Below are 19,407 nucleotides of genomic sequence, written 5' to 3' on the forward strand. Positions count from 1 at the left end.
GGAACCTTTTTATTGCTTAGAAACAATAATTTTTTCTTGTGATGGTTCAACTTGCACCATCTGTAATTTTTCAACCGATAAACGTTCTATTCGGCTATGGCTCGCAAGGGCGTTTTCTTCAAGGATCAAGTTACGCCATTCGATATCTAACAAGTCTTTTTCTTCATACAACTTATCTTTTGCGGCCGTTAGTAAACGCGTTTCATGTGCCGTTGTTACCACAAAAACAGCACTGATAATAATTGCCACTAATAAAATCAAAGGAACGATGCCATAACGAAATAAATCACGCCCAATGACGCGAGCTAGGCTATGCCTTTCTGGAACCATTATTCCGCCGCCTTCTCAGCAAACCGCAACACGGAACTACGTGCGCGTGGATTCTCATCAATTTCGTTTTCCGAAGGTTTCATCTTACCTAGGTCACGTAACTGCGCTGCACCTAACTCTTTAATCTGCGCTTCAGTAAGAGGAATACCTGCTGGCACCGATGGACCTTTACTATTTTTGCGAATAAACCGTTTTACTAACCTGTCTTCCAACGAATGGAAACTGATAACTGATAAACGCCCTTGTGGTGCTAAAACGTTCATTGCGCCTTCTAACGCTTTTTCTATTTCTTCCAATTCACTGTTGATATAAATTCGAATGGCTTGGAAGCTACGCGTCGCTGGGTGCTTATGTCGGTCTTTCATTGGGCTAACTTTTGCAATTAATTCAGCAAGATGCCGTGTGCGTGTTAACGGTTCTTCTTCCGGGTTATGGTTACGCTCAACAATCGCTCTCGCAATTCGTTTAGCAAAACGCTCTTCACCAAAAGTTTTTAAAACCCAAGCTATGTCATCCGCTTCTGCGTCCATCAGCCATTGCTGTGCAGATTGCCCTTTGGTTGGGTCCATCCTCATATCTAACGGCCCGTCACGCATAAAGGAAAAACCGCGTTCAGGGTCATCTAACTGGGGTGAAGAAACGCCTAAATCCAGCAGTACGCCATCAATTTGCCCGACTAACCCTTCTTCTTCGACATACTCTGCAATCGCAGAAAATGGGCCATGTTTAATCATAAAACGAGGGTCATCAATAGTTTGAGCCGCTTTTATTGCCTCTGGGTCACGGTCTATGGCGATTAAACGACCATTTTCGCCAAGCTGACTTAATATCAACCTTGAATGACCACCACGACCAAATGTGCCATCAATGTAGATACCGTTAGGTTTAATGTTTAAGCCATTAACGGCTTCATCCAGTAATACTGTTACGTGTTTAAATTGCTGTTGCGTCATTATTAAAGTGACAAATCCTGTAAGCGGGCTGAAAGTGGTTCATTGGTAAGGCGCTCAGCGGCAATATCATCTTCCACTTGCTGATACCAAGTTTGTTCATCCCAAAGTTCAAATTTATTAATCTGGCCAACCAACATGACCTCTTTGGTTAGCCCTGCGTGTTGACGCAATGTACTGGCTAACAAAAGACGCCCCGCGTTGTCCATTTGGCATTCACTTGCATGGCCCAATAACAGCCGTTGCACGCGTCGTTCAGCAGGGTTCATCGTCGATAACCGAGAAAGCTTTTCTTCGATAATCTCCCACTCAGGTAAGGTATAAAGCAGCAGACATGGCTGGTGAAGGTCAATGGTACAAACCATTTGCCCTTTCGATTCCTCGTTCAGCATTCCTCGATAACGAGTCGGCACGGTTAGACGCCCTTTGCTGTCGAGATTAACCAGTGTTGCCCCACGAAACATACCCGATTAAACCCCTTTTATTTCCAAGCCACCCACTTTACCCCACAATTCACCACATATAAAGTTTACGAATGGTATGAAAACGTTGTCAAGCCAGTCGCACTCAGCTTTAGCTTTATTTACAGAACAATTCAGAAAAAATAAGGGTAGGTAAAATATGACTTGGAAAGAAAATGCGAAATAACAAGTTGATATAATTAATATATTTTATAAAGTGCAACTTAAATAAGCGAGATCACTCTAGATTGCTGCAAAATCATACAAATCATTATAAATTCAACTTAAGTCTCATTTTTAATCAGTATATCTTGTACCGGTTATTTACTTTTATTGAGTCCCCAAATAATCATTAATATCTAATAATGGTAAAAACACCCCGAAAGAAAAATAAAACCATTAAATATCAACATAATAAATAACTGTTTTAATAAACAGTATTTAATTTTAAATATTTATCGCACAAATCAGTAATACATCTACAATAAATTTATATTAATTTAATCATCCGATTTAGCTTTCATTTTAAAATCAGCAATAAATATCTTAAGATAAATCCTAAAGTTAAATATTTACCCACTTTTAGCTTATAAAAAAAAAGCCCCTACAAGATAGGGGCCGTTATATTACTCATTATTGTGACCAACATCACTCATTATCGTGTAAATATTCACTGTTCGATTAAAGTTAAGTCTATTTTACTACTGCTTACGACCTAAACTTCCACGACGGCATAAATCACGGCGAATACGAGTAATACCAGGTTCTGGTTTTTGCTTTTCATCAAGGCTGGCAAGTACTAATTCTAAAATACGTTCAGCGATATCCCTATGGCGTTGTGCAAGGGAAAGCACTGGGCACTCGAGAAAATCTAATAACTCATTATCACCAAATGTGGCAATGACCATGTGCTCAGGTAAACGACCACTACGTTTCAACGCAACATCTAATACACCTTGTAGTAAGGAAAATGATGTTGTAAATAACGCGTCAGGCATCTCGTTACCGCTATCAAGCCAATGTGCAAAAACCTCTGCTGCTGAATCGCGTTCATAGCTATTTGCATACAGATAATCAATCTTGCGCGGGTCTTCATGCCATGCTTTACGGAAACCTTGCTCGCGTAAATAGCTGACAGACAGCTCAGGTAACGCCCCCAAATACAATACGGATTCAGCATTAAACTTGCGTAGTTCTGCTGAAATCATGAAAGCATCTTCTTGGTCATCACCAACGACACTAATAAAATGCTCTTTTTCAAGGGCTCTATCAAGTGCGATAATCGGTAAAGAACGGTTCGCCCAACGCTGATAAAACGGGTGTTCCGGCGGTAAAGCTGTCGAAACAATAATGGCGTCAACTTGTCGTTGCAAAAGGTGCTCAACACAACGAATTTCATTGTCAGGTTGGTCTTCTGAGCATGCTATCAGTAGTTGATAACCACGTTGACGCGCCTGCCTTTCAAGGTAATTTGCTATACGGGTATAGCTGGTATTTTCCAAGTCTGGGATCACTAACCCTATAGAACGGGTACGCCCTGCTCGTAGCCCCGCAGCAACTGCATTTGGATGGTAATTGTGCTCTCTGACGACTGCCATCACTTTTTCTACAGTTTTATCGCTGACTCGATACTGCTTGGCCTTGCCGTTGATCACATAACTAGCCGTTGTGCGGGAAACACCCGCTAGACGGGCTATCTCATCCAGTTTCACGTTAACCTCTTTACAATTTTGGGAATAGCCCCGAATCATTCGGGGCCTTAAACGCGATTATTCTACCTTCGGAAGATAAATTTTTCATCGCATAATTTTATCACCGCGTGAAACTCCGACGATCCCTGAGCGTACAACTTCAACAATTTCAGCAACACCACGCACTGATTCGATAAAAGCATCCAGTTTTTCGCTTGTTCCCGCTAGCTGAACGGTATAAAGCGTTGGGGTTACATCAACAATTTGTCCACGGAAAATATCCGCACAGCGCTTCACTTCATCACGCCCATATCCAGAGGCCTGTAGCTTCACTAACATGATTTCACGTTCAATATGTGCTGACGCCGTCAGCTCACTGACACGCAGCACATCAACCAATTTATGCAATTGTTTCTCAATTTGCTCAAGAACTTTTGCATCCCCTTTAGTTTGGATAGTCATACGTGACAATGTTGGATCGTCCGTTGGCGCCACGGTCAAACTTTCAATATTATAACCACGCTGAGAGAACAGACCTATGACACGGGACAAAGCACCTGATTCATTTTCTAATAAAACGGATAAAATACGACGCATGATCAGGTCCTCTCTGTTTTGCTCAACCACATTTCATCCATTGCGCCGCCACGGATCTGCATTGGATAAACGTGCTCAGTTTCATCAATATTTACGTCAACGAAGACTAATCGCTGATTTTCATTTACTTCAACAAGGGCTTGTTTTAGTTTTTCTTCCAGCTCATCAGGTGTTGTTATCGAAATACCAACGTGGCCATAAGCTTGCGCTAACTTGATGAAATCAGGCAATGATTGCATGTAGGATTGCGAATGGCGGCCTTGATAAATCATATCTTGCCACTGTTTTACCATGCCTAAGAAACCATTGTTTAAGTTGAGTACTAAAACCGGTAAACCATATTGCAGGGCTGTTGAAAGCTCCTGAATGTTCATTTGGATACTGCCGTCTCCGGTCACACAAACAACTGTCGATTTTGGATGCGCTAATTTCACCCCTAATGCAGCAGGTAAACCAAAGCCCATCGTGCCAAGACCTCCAGAATTTATCCAATGACGAGGTTTATCAAAGGGATAATATAATGCGGCAAACATTTGGTGCTGCCCGACGTCAGATGTCACATACGCTTCACCTTTCGTTAAACGGTAAATCATTTCAATAGCTTGTTGTGGCTTAACTTTTGTTGGGCTGGTTTCGTAACGTAAACATTGTTTACTACGCCACTGTTCAATTTCTTTCCACCATGCAGTGAGCGCTTGGTTATCTTGTTTTGCTGAAGCCTGGTCTAACTGACCTAACATTTGCTTTAATGTAAGTTTCGCATCACCCACGATTGGGATGTCCGCATTAACCGTTTTTGAGATAGACGTTGGGTCAACATCAATTTGGATAACAGTCGCATTTGGGCAGTATTTTTCTAAGTTGTTCGTTGTTCTATCATCAAAACGAACACCAACAGCAAAAATCACATCTGAGTTATGCATAACCTTATTAGCTTCATAGGTTCCATGCATTCCAAGCATCCCGACAGACTGCTTGTGAGTTTCTGGGAAAGCTCCTAACCCCATTAAGGTTGATACTACTGGTAATTGTAGTTTTTCTGCCAACTCAATAAGTTCAGCAGAGCAATTCGCGTTAATCGCTCCCCCGCCAATATAAAAAACCGGTTTTTTTGCCGAAACTAATTTAGTTAACGCTTTTTTGATTTGACCTTTGTGGCCTTGCAGCGTTGGGTTATAAGAACGTAAAGAAACATTTTCTGGATAACGATAAGCAAACTTCAAGGCAGGGTTAACGGTGTCTTTAGGGAAATCAATAACTACAGGCCCAGGACGCCCACTTGCCGCAATATAAAAAGCTTTCTTGATGGTTTCAGGAATTTCTTCTGCGCTTTTAATTAAAAAACTGTGCTTTACTATTGGCCTTGAAATCCCAACCATGTCGCATTCTTGAAACGCATCATTACCAATTAGCGAACTGGCAACCTGCCCCGATAACACCACCATCGGTACTGAATCCATATAAGCTGTCGCAATACCCGTAATCGCATTCGTTGCCCCTGGCCCCGATGTCACTAACACGACCCCAACATCTCCTGTTGAACGAGCATAACCATCAGCCATATGCACCGCAGCCTGTTCATGACGCACTAATATGTGTTCTACCCCGCCAACAGTATGAAGTGCATCATAAATATCCAATACGGCACCGCCTGGATAACCAAACACGTGCTTTACTCCTTGGTCAATCAACGATTTGACGACCATTTCCGCTCCCGACAACATCTCCATGAGTTTGCCCCCAGACATTATTTGCAAGTGAAGAGGTATGCTCTACCTCTTTATTTTTATCATTTAAATAGTGAAATTCGTACTATTAACATATCTCTCCGGCTGAAACGAAGCAAACACCATTTCAGTGCAAGGATCACGAAACTTTCACATCATCTTGAACATGGGAATTTGATAGATAAATTGACTGCGTATGAAAATAATAGAAGGAAAAATGACTGGCATGAATGAAAAAACAGTGCAACTTTAATTAGTTGGAACCGTTACAATTTTTAATATTGAGCTATTATTTGAATGAATAAATAAAAACAGAACAAAAACAAGACCTGACTTACCCATAATACAGGTAAGCCAGATAATTAAATGGTAAATTATTCTTTGTACATCGATTCAATTTCTAATTGATAGCGCTCAGAAATGATTTTACGACGTAGCTTTAAAGTCGGCGTTAATTCACCTTTTTCCATTGAAAATGTGGTTGGTAGCAATGTAAAACGCTTAACTTGATGGAAATTTTCGATATTCTTTTGTAAATCTTTTAAGCGACTTTCGAATAATGCCACAATATTCGAGTCTTTTAAGAGTTCTAAACGATCTCGATATTTCAGGTTTATTGAATGGGCATATTCTTCTAAGCTGTCATAGCAAGGCACAATAAGCGCTGAAACAAACTTACGAGCATCGGCAATGACTGCGATGTGTTCAATAAACTTGTCTTGCCCTAATACGCCTTCAATCATCTGCGGTGCAATATATTTTCCATTAGACGTTTTCATTAAATCTTTTAGTCTATCTGTAATATATAAATTACCTTGTTCGTCAATTTTCCCTGCATCACCTGTTTTTAACCAGCCATCCGCTGTAAATGTATCTAAGGTTTCAATCGGGCGGTTGTAATAGCCTTTCATAACCACCGGCCCTTTTACTTGTATTTCATCGTCTTTACCAATACGTACTGAAACAGAAGATAGTGGTGTACCAATCGAGCCTAATGGGTATTTCCCTTCTTCCCAGCAAGATACCGTGGCACAGGTTTCTGACATACCATAGCCGTATTTAATGTTTACCCCTGCAGAAAGGAAAAATGCAATCACATCGTCATCAAGACGGGCACCTGCAGCTGGCATGAACCGAATTCGCCCCCCTAACCCTTCACGAATTTTATTGAGGACCAGTTTGTCGACCATCGGGAAAATAGCGCGGTTAATAAAAGAGGGTTTGCGGCCTTTTGCTAAGGCTTTCACTCGGCTTCTGCCAAGGGATAATGCACAGCGAAATAGTGCCCTACGTACTAAAGGTGCTTTTGCCACTTTACTGTGTATTGCTGAATAAACTTTTTCATAAAAACGTGGAACCGCACACATTACTGTCGGTTTTACCTCAGCTAATGCTTCCCGAACCTGATTGGTGTCCGTTAAATAAACGTTTAGTGCTCCAACGTGCATAACGTAAAAGCTCCACGCACGTTCAAAAACATGTGAAAGTGGTAAAAAACTTAAAGAAACATCATCAGCGGTGAGTTGTAATCGTTCGTCATGGAGATACAGCTGCGCAGCCATGTTGTAGTAATCCAACATAACGCCTTTGGGTTCTCCGGTAGTACCTGATGTATAGATGATGGTAAATAAATCACTGAGATTATGCGCAGCGATGCGTTCATCCAGTTCTGCTTGGTATGCGGTTTGTGATTGCGCCATAAACGTGGATAAATGCATGGTGTTGATTGAAATATCAGCCAACTTAACATTGTCATTCATCACAACAATCGTGGTTAATTGAGGGCAAAGAGCGGGTAACTGGCATGCAACTTGATATTGCACCTCTTCCCCAACAAATAACACTTTAATATTTGCGTCGTTAATAATATACGCAGCTTGCTCGACACTGCTAGTCGCATAAAGTGGCACCGTGACCGCCCTAATTTGTAACGCGGCAAAATCCACTAATGACCAATTCATACTGTTGTGGGCAAATAACCCAATATTTTCTTGTGCGATAACGTTTAATGCTAAGAGGTGTCGAGAAATTGCTGAAGTGCGATCGCCAACCTCCCCCCACGTTAATGAGCTACGTTGCCCGTTATCCCATTGACTGAAAGCTATCCGGTTCGCTGATTCTTGTGCAGTAACCCTGCTACGTAAGCGATTAACCAAGTGGTATGGATATAGATTTTCAGTAATCAAAGTTTATTCCCTATAAGTCATTATCGATATAAGCTACTCGGCACATTCACAAGCACTTAACCATTCTTATTATTTCAGCTTACAAGTGTTAGCTGAATATTCGCAGTGTATCGACTAAAGAGATGCGTGAAAAGCATTTATATGTAAATTTTTTGCAAATGTTATGTCTGCTACAAAACTCACCATAGCACCTAATATAATGAGTTAATCAGCTTGTTGGCATGTGTATTTTGTTATAAGCACGTTTGCAGAAATATAGAGGTTGTTGGCCTTAAGGGACAATTTCATTTGTTATTGTCCCTTAACAAAATGAGCTATTTCTTTCTCATCAGTTCGAGATAGCCTACAACCTCTAATATTTTAAATAGGCGTGTTATGCCGCAACAGGCTGTTCAGAGAGTTCCTCAATCAATTGATTGAATTGAGACTTCATCCATTGATGGCCTTTATCCCTAACCGTTGATTCATGCCAAGTTAAGTAACAAGGCAGTGTATCCTTAAGCCAAGGTAACGTTAACGTACGTAATTTAAGTTGCCCAAAGTGATGATTAACTAACCATTTTGGCACAATAGCCACGAGATCAGTTTGAGCAACAATACTCAATACACTATTTAAGTCAGTCCCTTGATAACTAACCGTATGCGATAACTCAGTATTATTATAATAAGGTTTACTAAATGACCCCATGTTATCCATTGACATAATAGCGTGGCGTTCATTATTTAGTTCAGTTTCAGAAATTGAATTACCAATACGTGGATGATGATTTGCCACCACTAACACCAATTCGTCATCAAATAAAACCTGATGCTGAAATTCCGTCTTTTCTAATTGATTATAGCCAAGGAAGAAATCCATTTCTTGGTATTTTAATTGATGAGCAATTTTATCACCCATAAAAGAATGAATGATTATATTAATATTAGGCGAAACTACCTTAAATTTTTCGACAATAATAGCAGCTAGGCGAATATCTAACGGTGAACAGATAGATAAATTAAATACCCGATCACTATTTTGTGGGTTAAAACCTGCGCTAGGTAATTCATTATGAACTAATTGTAATGCTTGCCTAATAGGCCCAAATAATTGTTTAGCACGCGATGTCGGCTGAATACCACGCCCATACCGCACAAATAACTCGTCATTAAACATTGATTTTAAACGTGAAACCGCATTACTTACTGCAGGCTGAGACATCCCTAGAACTTGCGCAGCTTTTGTCACATTTTGCATCTGCATAACCACGTCAAAAACCGTTAATAGGTTAAGATCAACATTACGTAAATGAATATCGCTACTATCTTTTTTAGCTGTTGAAATTGTATCAAAATCAGTCATTTTTTACTCCACTAATATATTTATCATTTTTCATTAACGAAAAGAGTCATTCATCTAAAGAAACCGACGAATATATAAATTCATTAAATATTATTCTTAAAACAACTTATAGATAATAAGCTATTTCGCTTTCCCTGCATTTATTAAAACGACGTTTATATTACTTAACCTATTAATTAAACTTGCAGTATAAATATCATCATAAAACGTAAATATTCATCAAAATAATGAGTGATAACTACTAATTAGACTTGCAATCACTCACCGTAAAAATAATAAAGCAATTTTTGCAAGAAATCATAATAAATCGTATTTAGAATCAATAAATATCCTCATTATCAGATTATTTTTTAAATACTCATTTATTAGATAATTAACTTAATTAAAAAGCATTGGTGTAGGTGATTCGTTCCTTGCGTTGAACTTCAACTCATAGGAAAACAGAAAAACATCATAAAATTCAACATATTAAACTCACTCAATACTTAGGCAATGCCTGATTGAAGAATTTTACCCTTATAATTACATAAAAATCCAGACAAAACAGAAGAGTTACACCAAAAAAATAGCAACAACCACCAACTAAAAGCCATAATTCATGATTGGTAAAAATATGCTAAAAATCTATGATTGACATTAACTTTAAGATAACGTATCAATAAATACAGTTTAATTAAGATACTCAAGAGAGACGGTTGCAATGACATTTTCTATTCGCCTACTAAGCCTACTACTACTCGCATTAAATTTGCGCGGTATGCTTATGGACGAAAAATAGAAACAAACTGTCCACAAACATTAAGAACCCGCGCAACCGCGGGTTTTTTTATGCCTGCGGCTTTGGAAGAACATAACACTCAGTAAAAACAAAATTCGATATGAGGAACACAATATGAGCAACCAAGTCATTATCTTTGATACCACCTTACGCGACGGTGAGCAGGCATTACAGGCTAGTTTATCAGTCAAAGAAAAATTACAAATCGCCTTTGCGTTAGAACGTTTAGGCGTTGATATCATTGAAGCCGGTTTCCCAGTCTCTTCACCAGGTGACTTCGAGTCCGTTCAAACCATTGCCAGAGAAATCAAAAATAGCCGAATTTGTGCATTAGCACGTTGTATTGAAAATGATATTGATGTTGCAGCCGAGTCATTAAAGGTCGCTGAAGCCTTTCGTATTCATATTTTCTTAGCCACCTCCAACTTGCATATGGAGAAAAAATTAAATAAATCCTTTGATGGCGTAATGGATATGGCAATCAATTCCATCAAGCGCGCTAGACGCTATACCGACGACGTTGAATTCTCCTGTGAAGACGCCGGCCGTACTGACCCTGACAATTTGTGCCGCATTGTAGAAACGGCTATAAATGCGGGAGCCACCACCATTAATATCCCAGATACTGTAGGTTATACAACGCCTTACCAATTTGGTGGAATTATCACTGATTTGTATAACCGTGTGCCAAATATCGATAAAGCCGTTATTTCTGTTCATTGCCATGATGATTTAGGGATGTCGGTTGCTAACTCAATCAGTGCCGTGCAAGCCGGTGCCCGCCAAGTAGAAGGGACAATTAATGGCTTAGGTGAACGCGCTGGCAACACGGCATTAGAAGAAGTGATTATGGCAATTAAATTGCGCGAGCAAATGTTAAATGTACATACCAATATTAATCACAAAGAAATTTACCGGACCAGCCAATTAGTTAGCCAATTATGTAATACACCAATTCCAGCGAATAAAGCGGTTGTCGGCAGCAACGCATTTGCTCACTCATCAGGAATTCACCAAGATGGCGTACTGAAAAACCGCGAAACCTATGAAATCATGACGCCTGAGTCCATTGGCTTAAAAGAACAACAACTGAATTTAACCTCACGCTCAGGCCGTGCCGCTGTTAAGCACCGTATGGAGGAAATGGGGTATCACGAAGGTAAAGACTTCAAATTGGATGAATTATATACTGCATTTTTGAATTTAGCCGATAAAAAAGGTCAAGTGTTTGACTATGACTTAGAAGCCTTGGCTTTCTTTACTAAACAACAAGATGAAACTGACCACTTCGTAATGGACTATTTCAGTACGCAATCAGGCTCTAGTATTGTTGCGACAGCAACAGTCAAAATGCAGTGTGGTGATGAAGTGAAATCTGAAGCTGCAACCGGTAATGGCCCCGTTGATGCGATTTACCAAGCTATCAGCAACATTACACAATTCCCTATGAAGTTAGTCTCTTATCAGTTGTCAGCTAAAGGCCACGGTGAAAATGCATTAGGCCAAGTGGATATCGTGGTTGAATGCCATAACCGTAAGTTCCACGGGATGGGGTTAGCGACAGATATCGTTGAATCTTCAGCAAAAGCCATGGTGCATGTGTTGAATAGCATTTGGCGCTCAGAGCAAGTTGAAAAAGAAAAACAAAAAATAAATCAAGAATCACAATCAAACACAAAGGAAGCTGTTTAACAATGTCTAGTTATAAAATTGCCGTATTACCGGGAGATGGCATCGGTCCAGAAGTGATGGCGCAAGCTCACAAAGTTTTAGCTGCTATCAGCAAACGTTTTGCAATAACAATCAACACCACTGAATATGATGTTGGCGGTGCGGCAATCGACAAGCACGGTGAGCCATTACCACAGGCCACAGTAAAAGGTTGTGAGGAAGCTGACGCTGTCTTATTTGGTTCTGTCGGTGGGCCGAAATGGGAACACTTGCCACCTGATAGCCAGCCTGAACGTGGTGCATTATTGCCTTTACGTAAGCATTTTAAATTATTCAGTAATTTACGCCCTGCTCGCTTATATCAAGCATTAGAAGCATTCTGCCCATTACGTGCAGACATCGCAGCTCAAGGCTTTGATATTCTTTGTGTGCGTGAATTAACAGGTGGGATTTACTTCGGTCAACCAAAAGGCCGCAAAGGTGAAGGCCAAGAAGAATACGCATTTGATACTGAAGTTTATCACCGCTATGAAATCGAGCGTATCGCACGTATTGCTTTTGAATCAGCCCGCAAACGTAATAACAAAGTCACATCAATCGACAAAGCAAACGTGTTACAAAGCTCGGTCTTATGGCGTGAAGTGGTTAATCAAATTGCAAAAGAGTATCCAGATGTTGAAGTCAGCCATATGTATATCGATAACGCAGCCATGCAAATGATCAAAGCCCCATCTCAGTTTGATGTGGTGTTATGTTCTAACTTGTTCGGCGATATCATTTCTGATGAATGTGCAATGATCACCGGTTCCATGGGCATGTTACCTTCTGCGAGCTTAAATGAAGCTGGATTTGGTTTGTATGAACCTGCGGGAGGCTCTGCACCAGATATTGCTGGAAAAAATATTGCCAACCCAATTGCACAAATTTTATCTGCCTCCATGTTGTTAAGATTTAGCTTAGACCAAGCCGATGCAGCAGATGCAATCGAACGTGCGGTCAATAAAGCCTTAGAAGAAGGTTATAGAACATCAGACTTAGCAGGTGCAGGTCAGTCAATAAGTACCAGTGAAATGGGCGATATTATTGCTCGTTATATTGCAGAAGGGGTTTAACATGGCCAAGACTTTATATCAAAAATTGTATGATGCTCACGTTGTCCGTGAGGTCGAAAATGAAATCCCTTTGATTTATATCGATCGCCATTTGGTACATGAAGTGACATCACCTCAAGCGTTTGATGGTTTGAGAACTAAGAAACGTCCTTTACATCAACCAAATAAAACATTTGCCACAATGGATCACAACGTATCAACGCAAACCAAAGATATTAATGCGTGTGGCGATATGGCTCGTATTCAAATGCAAGAGTTGATGAAAAACTGTAAAGAGTTTGGCGTAACTTTATATGATTTGAATCACCCATACCAAGGTATTGTCCATGTGATGGGGCCTGAGCAAGGTATTACTTTACCCGGTATGACCATTGTATGTGGAGACTCCCACACCGCAACACACGGTGCATTTGGCTCATTAGCCTTTGGTATCGGAACATCTGAGGTTGAGCACGTGATGGCGACTCAAACGCTGAAACAAGCACGCGCTAAAACAATGAAAATTGAAGTCGTAGGCAAAGCTCCAGCAGGTATTACCGCAAAAGATATCGTTTTAGCGATTATCGGTACAACGGGCAGCGCAGGCGGTACTGGCTATATTGTTGAGTTTTGTGGTGAAGCTATCGAAAACTTAAGCATGGAAGGCCGCATGACGGTATGCAACATGGCAATTGAATTAGGCGCGAAAGCGGGAATTATCGCACCGGATGAAACCACTTTTGCCTATATGAAAGGTCGCCAATTTGCACCTAAAGGCCAACAATGGGACGATGCGGTTGCTTATTGGAAAACATTAAAAACGGATGATGATGCACAATTTGATAAAGTCATCACTATTCAAGCAAGTAGCATCGCGCCACAAGTCACTTGGGGAACCAACCCTGGGCAGGTGATTGCCATCAACCAGCCGATCCCTGCTCCTGAGTCATTTACAGACCCTGTTGAACGAGCTTCCGCTGAAAAAGCATTAGCTTACATGGGGTTAGAGTCTGGCATTAAATTATCTGATGTCAAAATTGACAAAGTATTTATTGGTTCATGTACGAATTCACGTATTGAAGATTTACGTGCCGCTGCTGCAATTGCAAAAGGTAAAAAAGTGGCTAATGGCGTACAAGCTATTGTTGTTCCGGGATCTGGCCCTGTTAAGGCCCAAGCTGAGCAAGAAGGTTTAGATAAAATTTTCATTGAAGCGGGTTTTGAATGGCGTTTACCGGGTTGCTCTATGTGTTTAGCGATGAATAATGACCGCTTAAACCCTGGCGAACGCTGTGCATCAACCAGTAACCGTAACTTTGAAGGCCGCCAAGGTCGCGCAGGTCGTACTCACTTGGTTAGCCCAGCAATGGCAGCAGCCGCAGCGATTAATGGCCATTTTGCTGATGTACGTGATATTCAAATCTAAGGAGAAAATGATGGAAAAGTTTATTACACACGTCGGGATTGTCGCTCCTTTAGATGCAGCCAATGTGGATACTGATGCCATTATCCCTAAACAGTTTTTGCAAAAAGTGACTCGCACAGGTTTTGGGCAACACTTGTTTAATGACTGGCGCTTTTTAGATGAGAACGGGCAACAACCTAACCCTGATTTCGTCTTAAATAAGCCAGTTTTTAAAGGGGCAAGTATTTTATTAGCTCGCGAAAACTTTGGTTGCGGTTCATCCCGTGAGCACGCACCTTGGGCATTAACTGACTTTGGTATTCAAGTGGTTATCGCCCCAAGCTTTGCTGATATTTTTTATGGTAACTCGTTCAACAACCAATTATTACCAATCAAATTAAGTGAAACTGAAGTGGATGAGCTGTTTAACTATGTTAATAGCCATGAAGGTTGCCAGTTTACGGTAGACTTAGAAGCTCAAACCGTGACTGCTGGTGATAAAACCTATCATTTTGAAATTGATAGCTTCCGCCGCCACTGCATGATGAATGGCTTGGATAGTATTGGTTTGACGTTGCAGCATGTCGACCAGATCACCGATTTTGAAAGCAAGATTCCATCCTTTATGCAGTAAATCCTTTTCTACGCCTACTTTGGTGGGCGTAGTTCCTCTTTTAGCTCTAATTATCCAACTAAACCGCCTACTTCGCACCAAAAATGCGGAATTAATCCTTATTAACAAATTTACGACCTCAAACTACTTCCTCATTAAATTCTTCCTGTATAATTAATAACAAAATAAGATTTTTGCCTTTAACTGAACGATTTTTTCTAAATAGTTCGCACTGTAGCTAGGCGGTGAGAGAAGATATCTTGGGGAGCATACATAAGTATGTGACCCAAGTAGCTGAACGAAACCAACAACGCGACAGTGCGAAATATGACGAAAAAATAAAAAAAAGCCGGTAAAAACCGGCTCGGTGATAAACACCATTACTCTAAATGGGGGAGTCGGCCTGCAACATGCAGGCCAAACGAGCTACTTACTGCCTTCTATTATCGTGAGATTTTAGGAAATTAAAATTGATGTATTTTTTGCCGGAGTTCCTCTTTTATGTCTAATTCGCGATTACAAACCCAATTCATTCGTCTCTGGCAACATTTTAAGGGCCAAGACAGTGAAACAACTCTGCAAGATATCGCTGATACGCTGTTTTGCTCTCGCCGTCATGTTCGGACGCTGCTTAATAATATGAAGTCACAAGGTTGGCTCAGTTGGCAGGCTGAGTCTGGTCGAGGAAAACGCTCGGCCCTTATTTTTCATGTTAATGGCTTAGAGCTACAACAGGCACAGGCTGAACAACTACTCAAAGAAGAAAGTATTGAAAAACTTGTCGCCCTAGTGGGTGATAAGGAAACCATTCGCCAAATGGTATTGTCTGAACTGGAACGCAGCTATCGACAAGGTAAGAATTTATTACGGATTATTTATTATCGAGATTTCCCGACACTTCTTCCTGGCGCCCCCATGCGCCGCTCAGAAATTCACTTGATGAGCCAAATATTTAATGGCCTTACCCATATAAATGAGGAAAAAGGGGAAGTGGAAGATGGCCTTGCCCACCATTGGCAACCCATAAGTGATACCCAATGGCGTTTCTATTTACGCCCTGCTATTTATTTCCACCATGGGAGAGAAATGGTTGCCGACGATATTATCTATTCCCTTTTACGCTTAAAAACCTGTTGGCCGCTATTTTCACATATACAATCCGTCAGCTCACCGCAACCTTATGTTATTGATATCACGTTAAGTGAGCCTGATAAACAGCTACCTTGGTTATTAGGCAGTCATCATGCGGCTATTTTACCGAAAGAGTGGGAGAGCCTCGAAAACTTTAGCCGTTGTCCTATCGGCACTGGCCCCTATCAAGTAGAAAAAAACTTGCCACAAAAGCTGACTATCACGGCTTTCGACCGCTATTTTGGCTATCGTGCACTGCTAGATGAAGTGACCATTTGGGTGGTTCCTGAACTTTCAGAACAAATGGTTTGTACGACATTAAAAATGGATGGTGACAAGCACCATAATGATTCACTTGAAAGCCGCATGGAAGAAGGCTGCTATTTCCTCTTAATGGATCAGCGCTCACCGGTTGCTCAGCGTGAAGATGTCCGTAAATGGTTATGTAGCTTTTTAACACCTGTCAACCTACTTGCCCATTGTGAACCGTTTTATCAGCGCCATTGGGCGCCAGCTTATGGCTTATTACTCCATTGGCATCATAGTAAAATGCTAACCTTGTTCCCTAAGCCTGAAGATTTGACTGAGCTGACTGTTACTTTTTATCGCAACCACCATGAGTTCTATGCGATTAGCCAAATTATGAAACGCGTGTTACAGACACAAGGCGTGGAGCTCAAGATTAATATCATTGATTATGATGATTGGTTTAATGGCAATGGGCAAAGTGATATTTGGTTAGCAACAGCTAACTTTTTTAAACCTCTTGAATTTTCTATCTTTGCTACCTTGTACGAAATGCCATTACTGCGCGAATGCCTTAATAACACTCTCCGCGATGAACTTAATCTATGGCGTAATAACCAATTAGATGTAGAAGCCTGGTGTGAAAGCTTAATTGACTCGCAAATTTTCCACCCTATTTTTCATCATTGGCTTGAACTACAAGGCCAAAAAACCATGCGCGGCGTGCGGATGAATACTTTTGGCTGGTTTGATTTTAAATCTGCATGGTTTAAACCCTCTGAGGATAACCTAGCAAAATAATGATAGTTATAAACAGATAAAATGAATAATAAGGATGTTATTCACTTTTTCTGTGGATATCCATGTGAACAACCTCATGGTAATCAGGGTATATCCCCAAGCCACTTTTTTATCAAAAAAAAGCACAATCAAATAATCATTGATAAATCAAACAAGTAAATAACAAAAAAGCGTTTTATCCACTGGCTATTTTTCTAGCTAAAATACTTAAGACTTTAACTGAGCAAAGATCAAACAACGTTGTATTTATCCACAAGATATGTGCTCAACTTACTCATATTTTGTGATGCTCGTCATAAAATCCGTTTAGTCAAGGCTGTAAATACACACAGTAATCTCTATTTTTCACAGTTATCCAGAAATCCTGTGGATAACCTAGTGCATGATCCTGTGATTATCTTGGGATGAACTTGAATAACCTCTGTAATAATTTATAACCTGGATGAATAAATAACATTATATCCCTATATATCAAATAGTTAAAAACATCAAAGAAAAAGTGTTATACTTCTTCAGTTCTATGTATTTTCACTGGCTACTTTTTATACATTAATATTCAAACCATGATGCCATTTATTGCGCCACCGCCACCTGATAACGAAGCAACCTTAATGGGTCGAGCGCAAGCCCTTGCTGGCTATACGCTTGGTGAGCTCGCCCAACATGCTGCTATCCCTATCCCTCCTGACCTCAAACGAGATAAAGGCTGGGTTGGTATGCTATTGGAATATTATTTAGGTGCGAGTGCGGGAAGCAAGGCAGAGCAAGATTTCGCTCATATTGGGATTGAATTAAAAACCATTCCTATTGACCGTTATGGTGCTCCACTCGAAACGACCTTTGTTTCTGTAGCGCCATTAACGGGGAATAGTGGCTTAACATGGGAAAATAGCCATGTTCGCCGCAAACTATCCCGCATTTTATGGTTTCCTATCGAAGGGGAAAGGCAAATTCCACTCTCACAACGCAGAGTCGCAAACCCGTTAATCTGGAGCCCATCTCCCTTTGAAGAACAGTTACTAAGACAAGATTGGGAAGAGCTAATGGACCTCATTGTATTAGGCAAAGTGGAAAGTATCACTGCACGCCATGGGCAGGTATTACAGATCCGCCCTAAGGCCGCAAACAATAAGGCACTAACTGAAGCGATTGGTGAGTTCGGTCAACCGATTATGACGCTACCTCGTGGTTTTTATCTCAAAAAAGATTTTACCGCGCCCCTGTTAGCGCGGCATTTTAATCTAAGTTAGTCGCTAACCATCGCCTGTACCAAAGCAGACGATAAATTATTATCACTGTTTAATTTGTTAATTAGAAGGTACTAAGATGTTTGAATGGATACTGGACCCCAATGCTTGGATGGCACTCGCCACACTAACCATATTAGAAATTGTCCTAGGCATCGATAATATTATTTTCCTCAGTATTGTGGTGAGCAAGCTTCCAAGCCACCAGCAAAATAGTGCCAGACGGACAGGCCTTATTGCGGCAATGGTGATGCGCCTTGCGTTATTGGCTTCGATTGCTTGGTTATCACGCCTTACCACGCCGCTTTTCACTGTCGCAGACCATGTTGTATCCGCTCGCGATCTCATATTATGCGCAGGTGGGATTTTCCTTATTTGGAAAGCAAGCCAAGAAATTTTTGATACGATTGAAGGGGAAAGTGAAAATAATCTAGCAAATAAAAAAGTGAGCTCATTTTGGGGCGCTATCGTGCAAATTGCTTTATTAGACATTATCTTCAGTTTAGATTCCGTGATCACCGCAGTGGGGCTATCAGACCACTTATTTATCATGATGGCAGCGGTAGTCATCGCTGTACTCATTATGATGCTTGCAGCCAAACCCATTGGCGACTTTGTTGAGCGCTACCCCTCCGTAAAAATCTTAGCCTTATCGTTTTTGATTCTAGTTGGTTTCACTTTACTACTTGAAAGTGTTCAAGTTCACGTATCAAAAGGCTATATCTACTTTGCGATGTTCTTTTCCATGGCAGTACAAGTCCTTAATATCTTGCGCAGCAAAAAATGGAAAACCAGAAATCAAACTAATTAAGATGGTGACCTAACCGCCTGTTTAGCCGCTAAAATAGCCCCCTCTACCGCTTTTTTTGCTTGCGGGCTATTTTTCCAGCAACTTGAACCTGTCAATGCAGCACCAGAAATTAAAATTTCATCGTAAGATGCTTCACTCAGTTGTGCGAGTGAGCTAAAACCCATTTGTTCTAAGCGGCTAATCACCATGGGACCGACACCTTTAACGGCCAACAAAATCTGCTTTTCTGATTCGGAAAATGCCATTTTACTCTTCTCTTTGTTAATGAATTGATGTTTATTACGCTAATATTTTGCATTTTACCTATTTAATACTTTAAAATTGTAACT

Annotated in this window: 16 protein-coding genes; 7 read left to right on the top strand and 9 right to left on the bottom strand. The window is 40.7% G+C overall.

Features of this window, described 5'->3' with window-relative positions; all coding sequences use genetic code 11:
- Positions 1–9 precede the first annotated feature (9 nt).
- The 8 genes from ftsL to leuO form a co-directional block, all read right to left on the bottom strand.
- Entirely contained in the window at positions 10–330 is a 321-nt protein-coding gene (gene ftsL, locus M1F25_RS15120; RefSeq protein ID WP_004262041.1) for a cell division protein FtsL, read from the bottom strand.
- A complete protein-coding gene (gene rsmH / locus M1F25_RS15125) occupies positions 330–1,283 on the bottom strand; it encodes a 16S rRNA (cytosine(1402)-N(4))-methyltransferase RsmH (protein ID WP_004262042.1) in 954 nt (317 codons plus the stop codon). Before rsmH ends, ftsL begins: the two co-directional genes overlap by 1 nt.
- Before the next feature lie 2 nt (positions 1,284–1,285).
- Positions 1,286–1,744 carry a division/cell wall cluster transcriptional repressor MraZ gene (gene mraZ, locus M1F25_RS15130; protein WP_004262043.1) on the bottom strand — a complete coding sequence of 153 codons (459 nt, stop codon included), beginning with the start codon at positions 1,742–1,744 and terminating at the stop codon, positions 1,286–1,288.
- A 698-nt stretch (positions 1,745–2,442) separates the two neighbouring features.
- Complete coding sequence (gene cra, locus M1F25_RS15135; RefSeq protein ID WP_094961381.1) at positions 2,443–3,453, bottom strand: catabolite repressor/activator; 1,011 nt, start codon at positions 3,451–3,453, stop codon at positions 2,443–2,445.
- Between the two features lie 84 nt (positions 3,454–3,537).
- Positions 3,538–4,029: an acetolactate synthase small subunit gene (gene ilvN, locus M1F25_RS15140; RefSeq protein WP_004262045.1), complete on the bottom strand. Its 492-nt coding sequence runs from the start codon at positions 4,027–4,029 to the stop codon at positions 3,538–3,540.
- A gap of 2 nt (positions 4,030–4,031) precedes the next feature.
- Positions 4,032–5,759 (bottom strand): acetolactate synthase 3 large subunit, encoded by a 1,728-nt coding sequence (ilvI, locus tag M1F25_RS15145; protein ID WP_036958468.1) that lies wholly within the window; start codon positions 5,757–5,759, stop codon positions 4,032–4,034.
- Between the two features lie 371 nt (positions 5,760–6,130).
- A complete protein-coding gene (locus tag M1F25_RS15150) occupies positions 6,131–7,942 on the bottom strand; it encodes an AMP-dependent synthetase/ligase (protein WP_181488266.1) in 1,812 nt (603 codons plus the stop codon).
- Positions 7,943–8,315: 373 nt separating this feature from the next.
- Positions 8,316–9,284, bottom strand: a complete 969-nt coding sequence (gene leuO, locus M1F25_RS15155) for a transcriptional regulator LeuO (protein WP_140171045.1) — start codon at positions 9,282–9,284, stop codon at positions 8,316–8,318.
- An 892-nt stretch (positions 9,285–10,176) separates the two neighbouring features.
- On the opposite strand from leuO, the gene leuA reads away from it, so the two are divergent.
- From leuA to M1F25_RS15190, 7 genes are all read left to right on the top strand, one after another.
- Positions 10,177–11,754 carry a 2-isopropylmalate synthase gene (leuA, locus tag M1F25_RS15160; RefSeq protein WP_004262054.1) on the top strand — a complete coding sequence of 526 codons (1,578 nt, stop codon included), beginning with the start codon at positions 10,177–10,179 and terminating at the stop codon, positions 11,752–11,754.
- 2 nt (positions 11,755–11,756) lie between these two features.
- Positions 11,757–12,845: a 3-isopropylmalate dehydrogenase gene (gene leuB / locus M1F25_RS15165; RefSeq protein WP_181488268.1), complete on the top strand. Its 1,089-nt coding sequence runs from the start codon at positions 11,757–11,759 to the stop codon at positions 12,843–12,845.
- Position 12,846: 1 nt separating this feature from the next.
- Positions 12,847–14,250 carry a 3-isopropylmalate dehydratase large subunit gene (gene leuC, locus M1F25_RS15170; RefSeq protein ID WP_181488270.1) on the top strand — a complete coding sequence of 468 codons (1,404 nt, stop codon included), beginning with the start codon at positions 12,847–12,849 and terminating at the stop codon, positions 14,248–14,250.
- 7 nt (positions 14,251–14,257) lie between these two features.
- Complete coding sequence (leuD, locus tag M1F25_RS15175) at positions 14,258–14,863, top strand: 3-isopropylmalate dehydratase small subunit (protein ID WP_094961358.1); 606 nt, start codon at positions 14,258–14,260, stop codon at positions 14,861–14,863.
- A 480-nt stretch (positions 14,864–15,343) separates the two neighbouring features.
- Entirely contained in the window at positions 15,344–17,020 is a 1,677-nt protein-coding gene (gene sgrR, locus M1F25_RS15180; RefSeq protein ID WP_181488272.1) for an HTH-type transcriptional regulator SgrR, read from the top strand.
- Positions 17,021–17,586: 566 nt separating this feature from the next.
- The gene (gene mutH / locus M1F25_RS15185; protein ID WP_036958529.1) at positions 17,587–18,270 is read left to right on the top strand and encodes a DNA mismatch repair endonuclease MutH; all 684 of its coding nucleotides are present in this window, start codon (positions 17,587–17,589) and stop codon (positions 18,268–18,270) included.
- Positions 18,271–18,346: 76 nt separating this feature from the next.
- Positions 18,347–19,078 carry a TerC family protein gene (locus tag M1F25_RS15190; protein WP_004262066.1) on the top strand — a complete coding sequence of 244 codons (732 nt, stop codon included), beginning with the start codon at positions 18,347–18,349 and terminating at the stop codon, positions 19,076–19,078.
- On the opposite strand, the gene M1F25_RS15195 is transcribed toward M1F25_RS15190, so the two are convergent.
- Positions 19,075–19,323: a hypothetical protein gene (locus tag M1F25_RS15195; RefSeq protein ID WP_004262067.1), complete on the bottom strand. Its 249-nt coding sequence runs from the start codon at positions 19,321–19,323 to the stop codon at positions 19,075–19,077. The two genes, M1F25_RS15190 and M1F25_RS15195, sit on opposite strands and share 4 nt — an antisense overlap.
- Between the last annotated feature and the right edge of the window lie 84 nt (positions 19,324–19,407).

The sequence above is a fragment of the Providencia sp. PROV109 genome, assembly GCF_033681625.1.
GTDB lineage: Bacteria > Pseudomonadota > Gammaproteobacteria > Enterobacterales > Enterobacteriaceae > Providencia > Providencia hangzhouensis.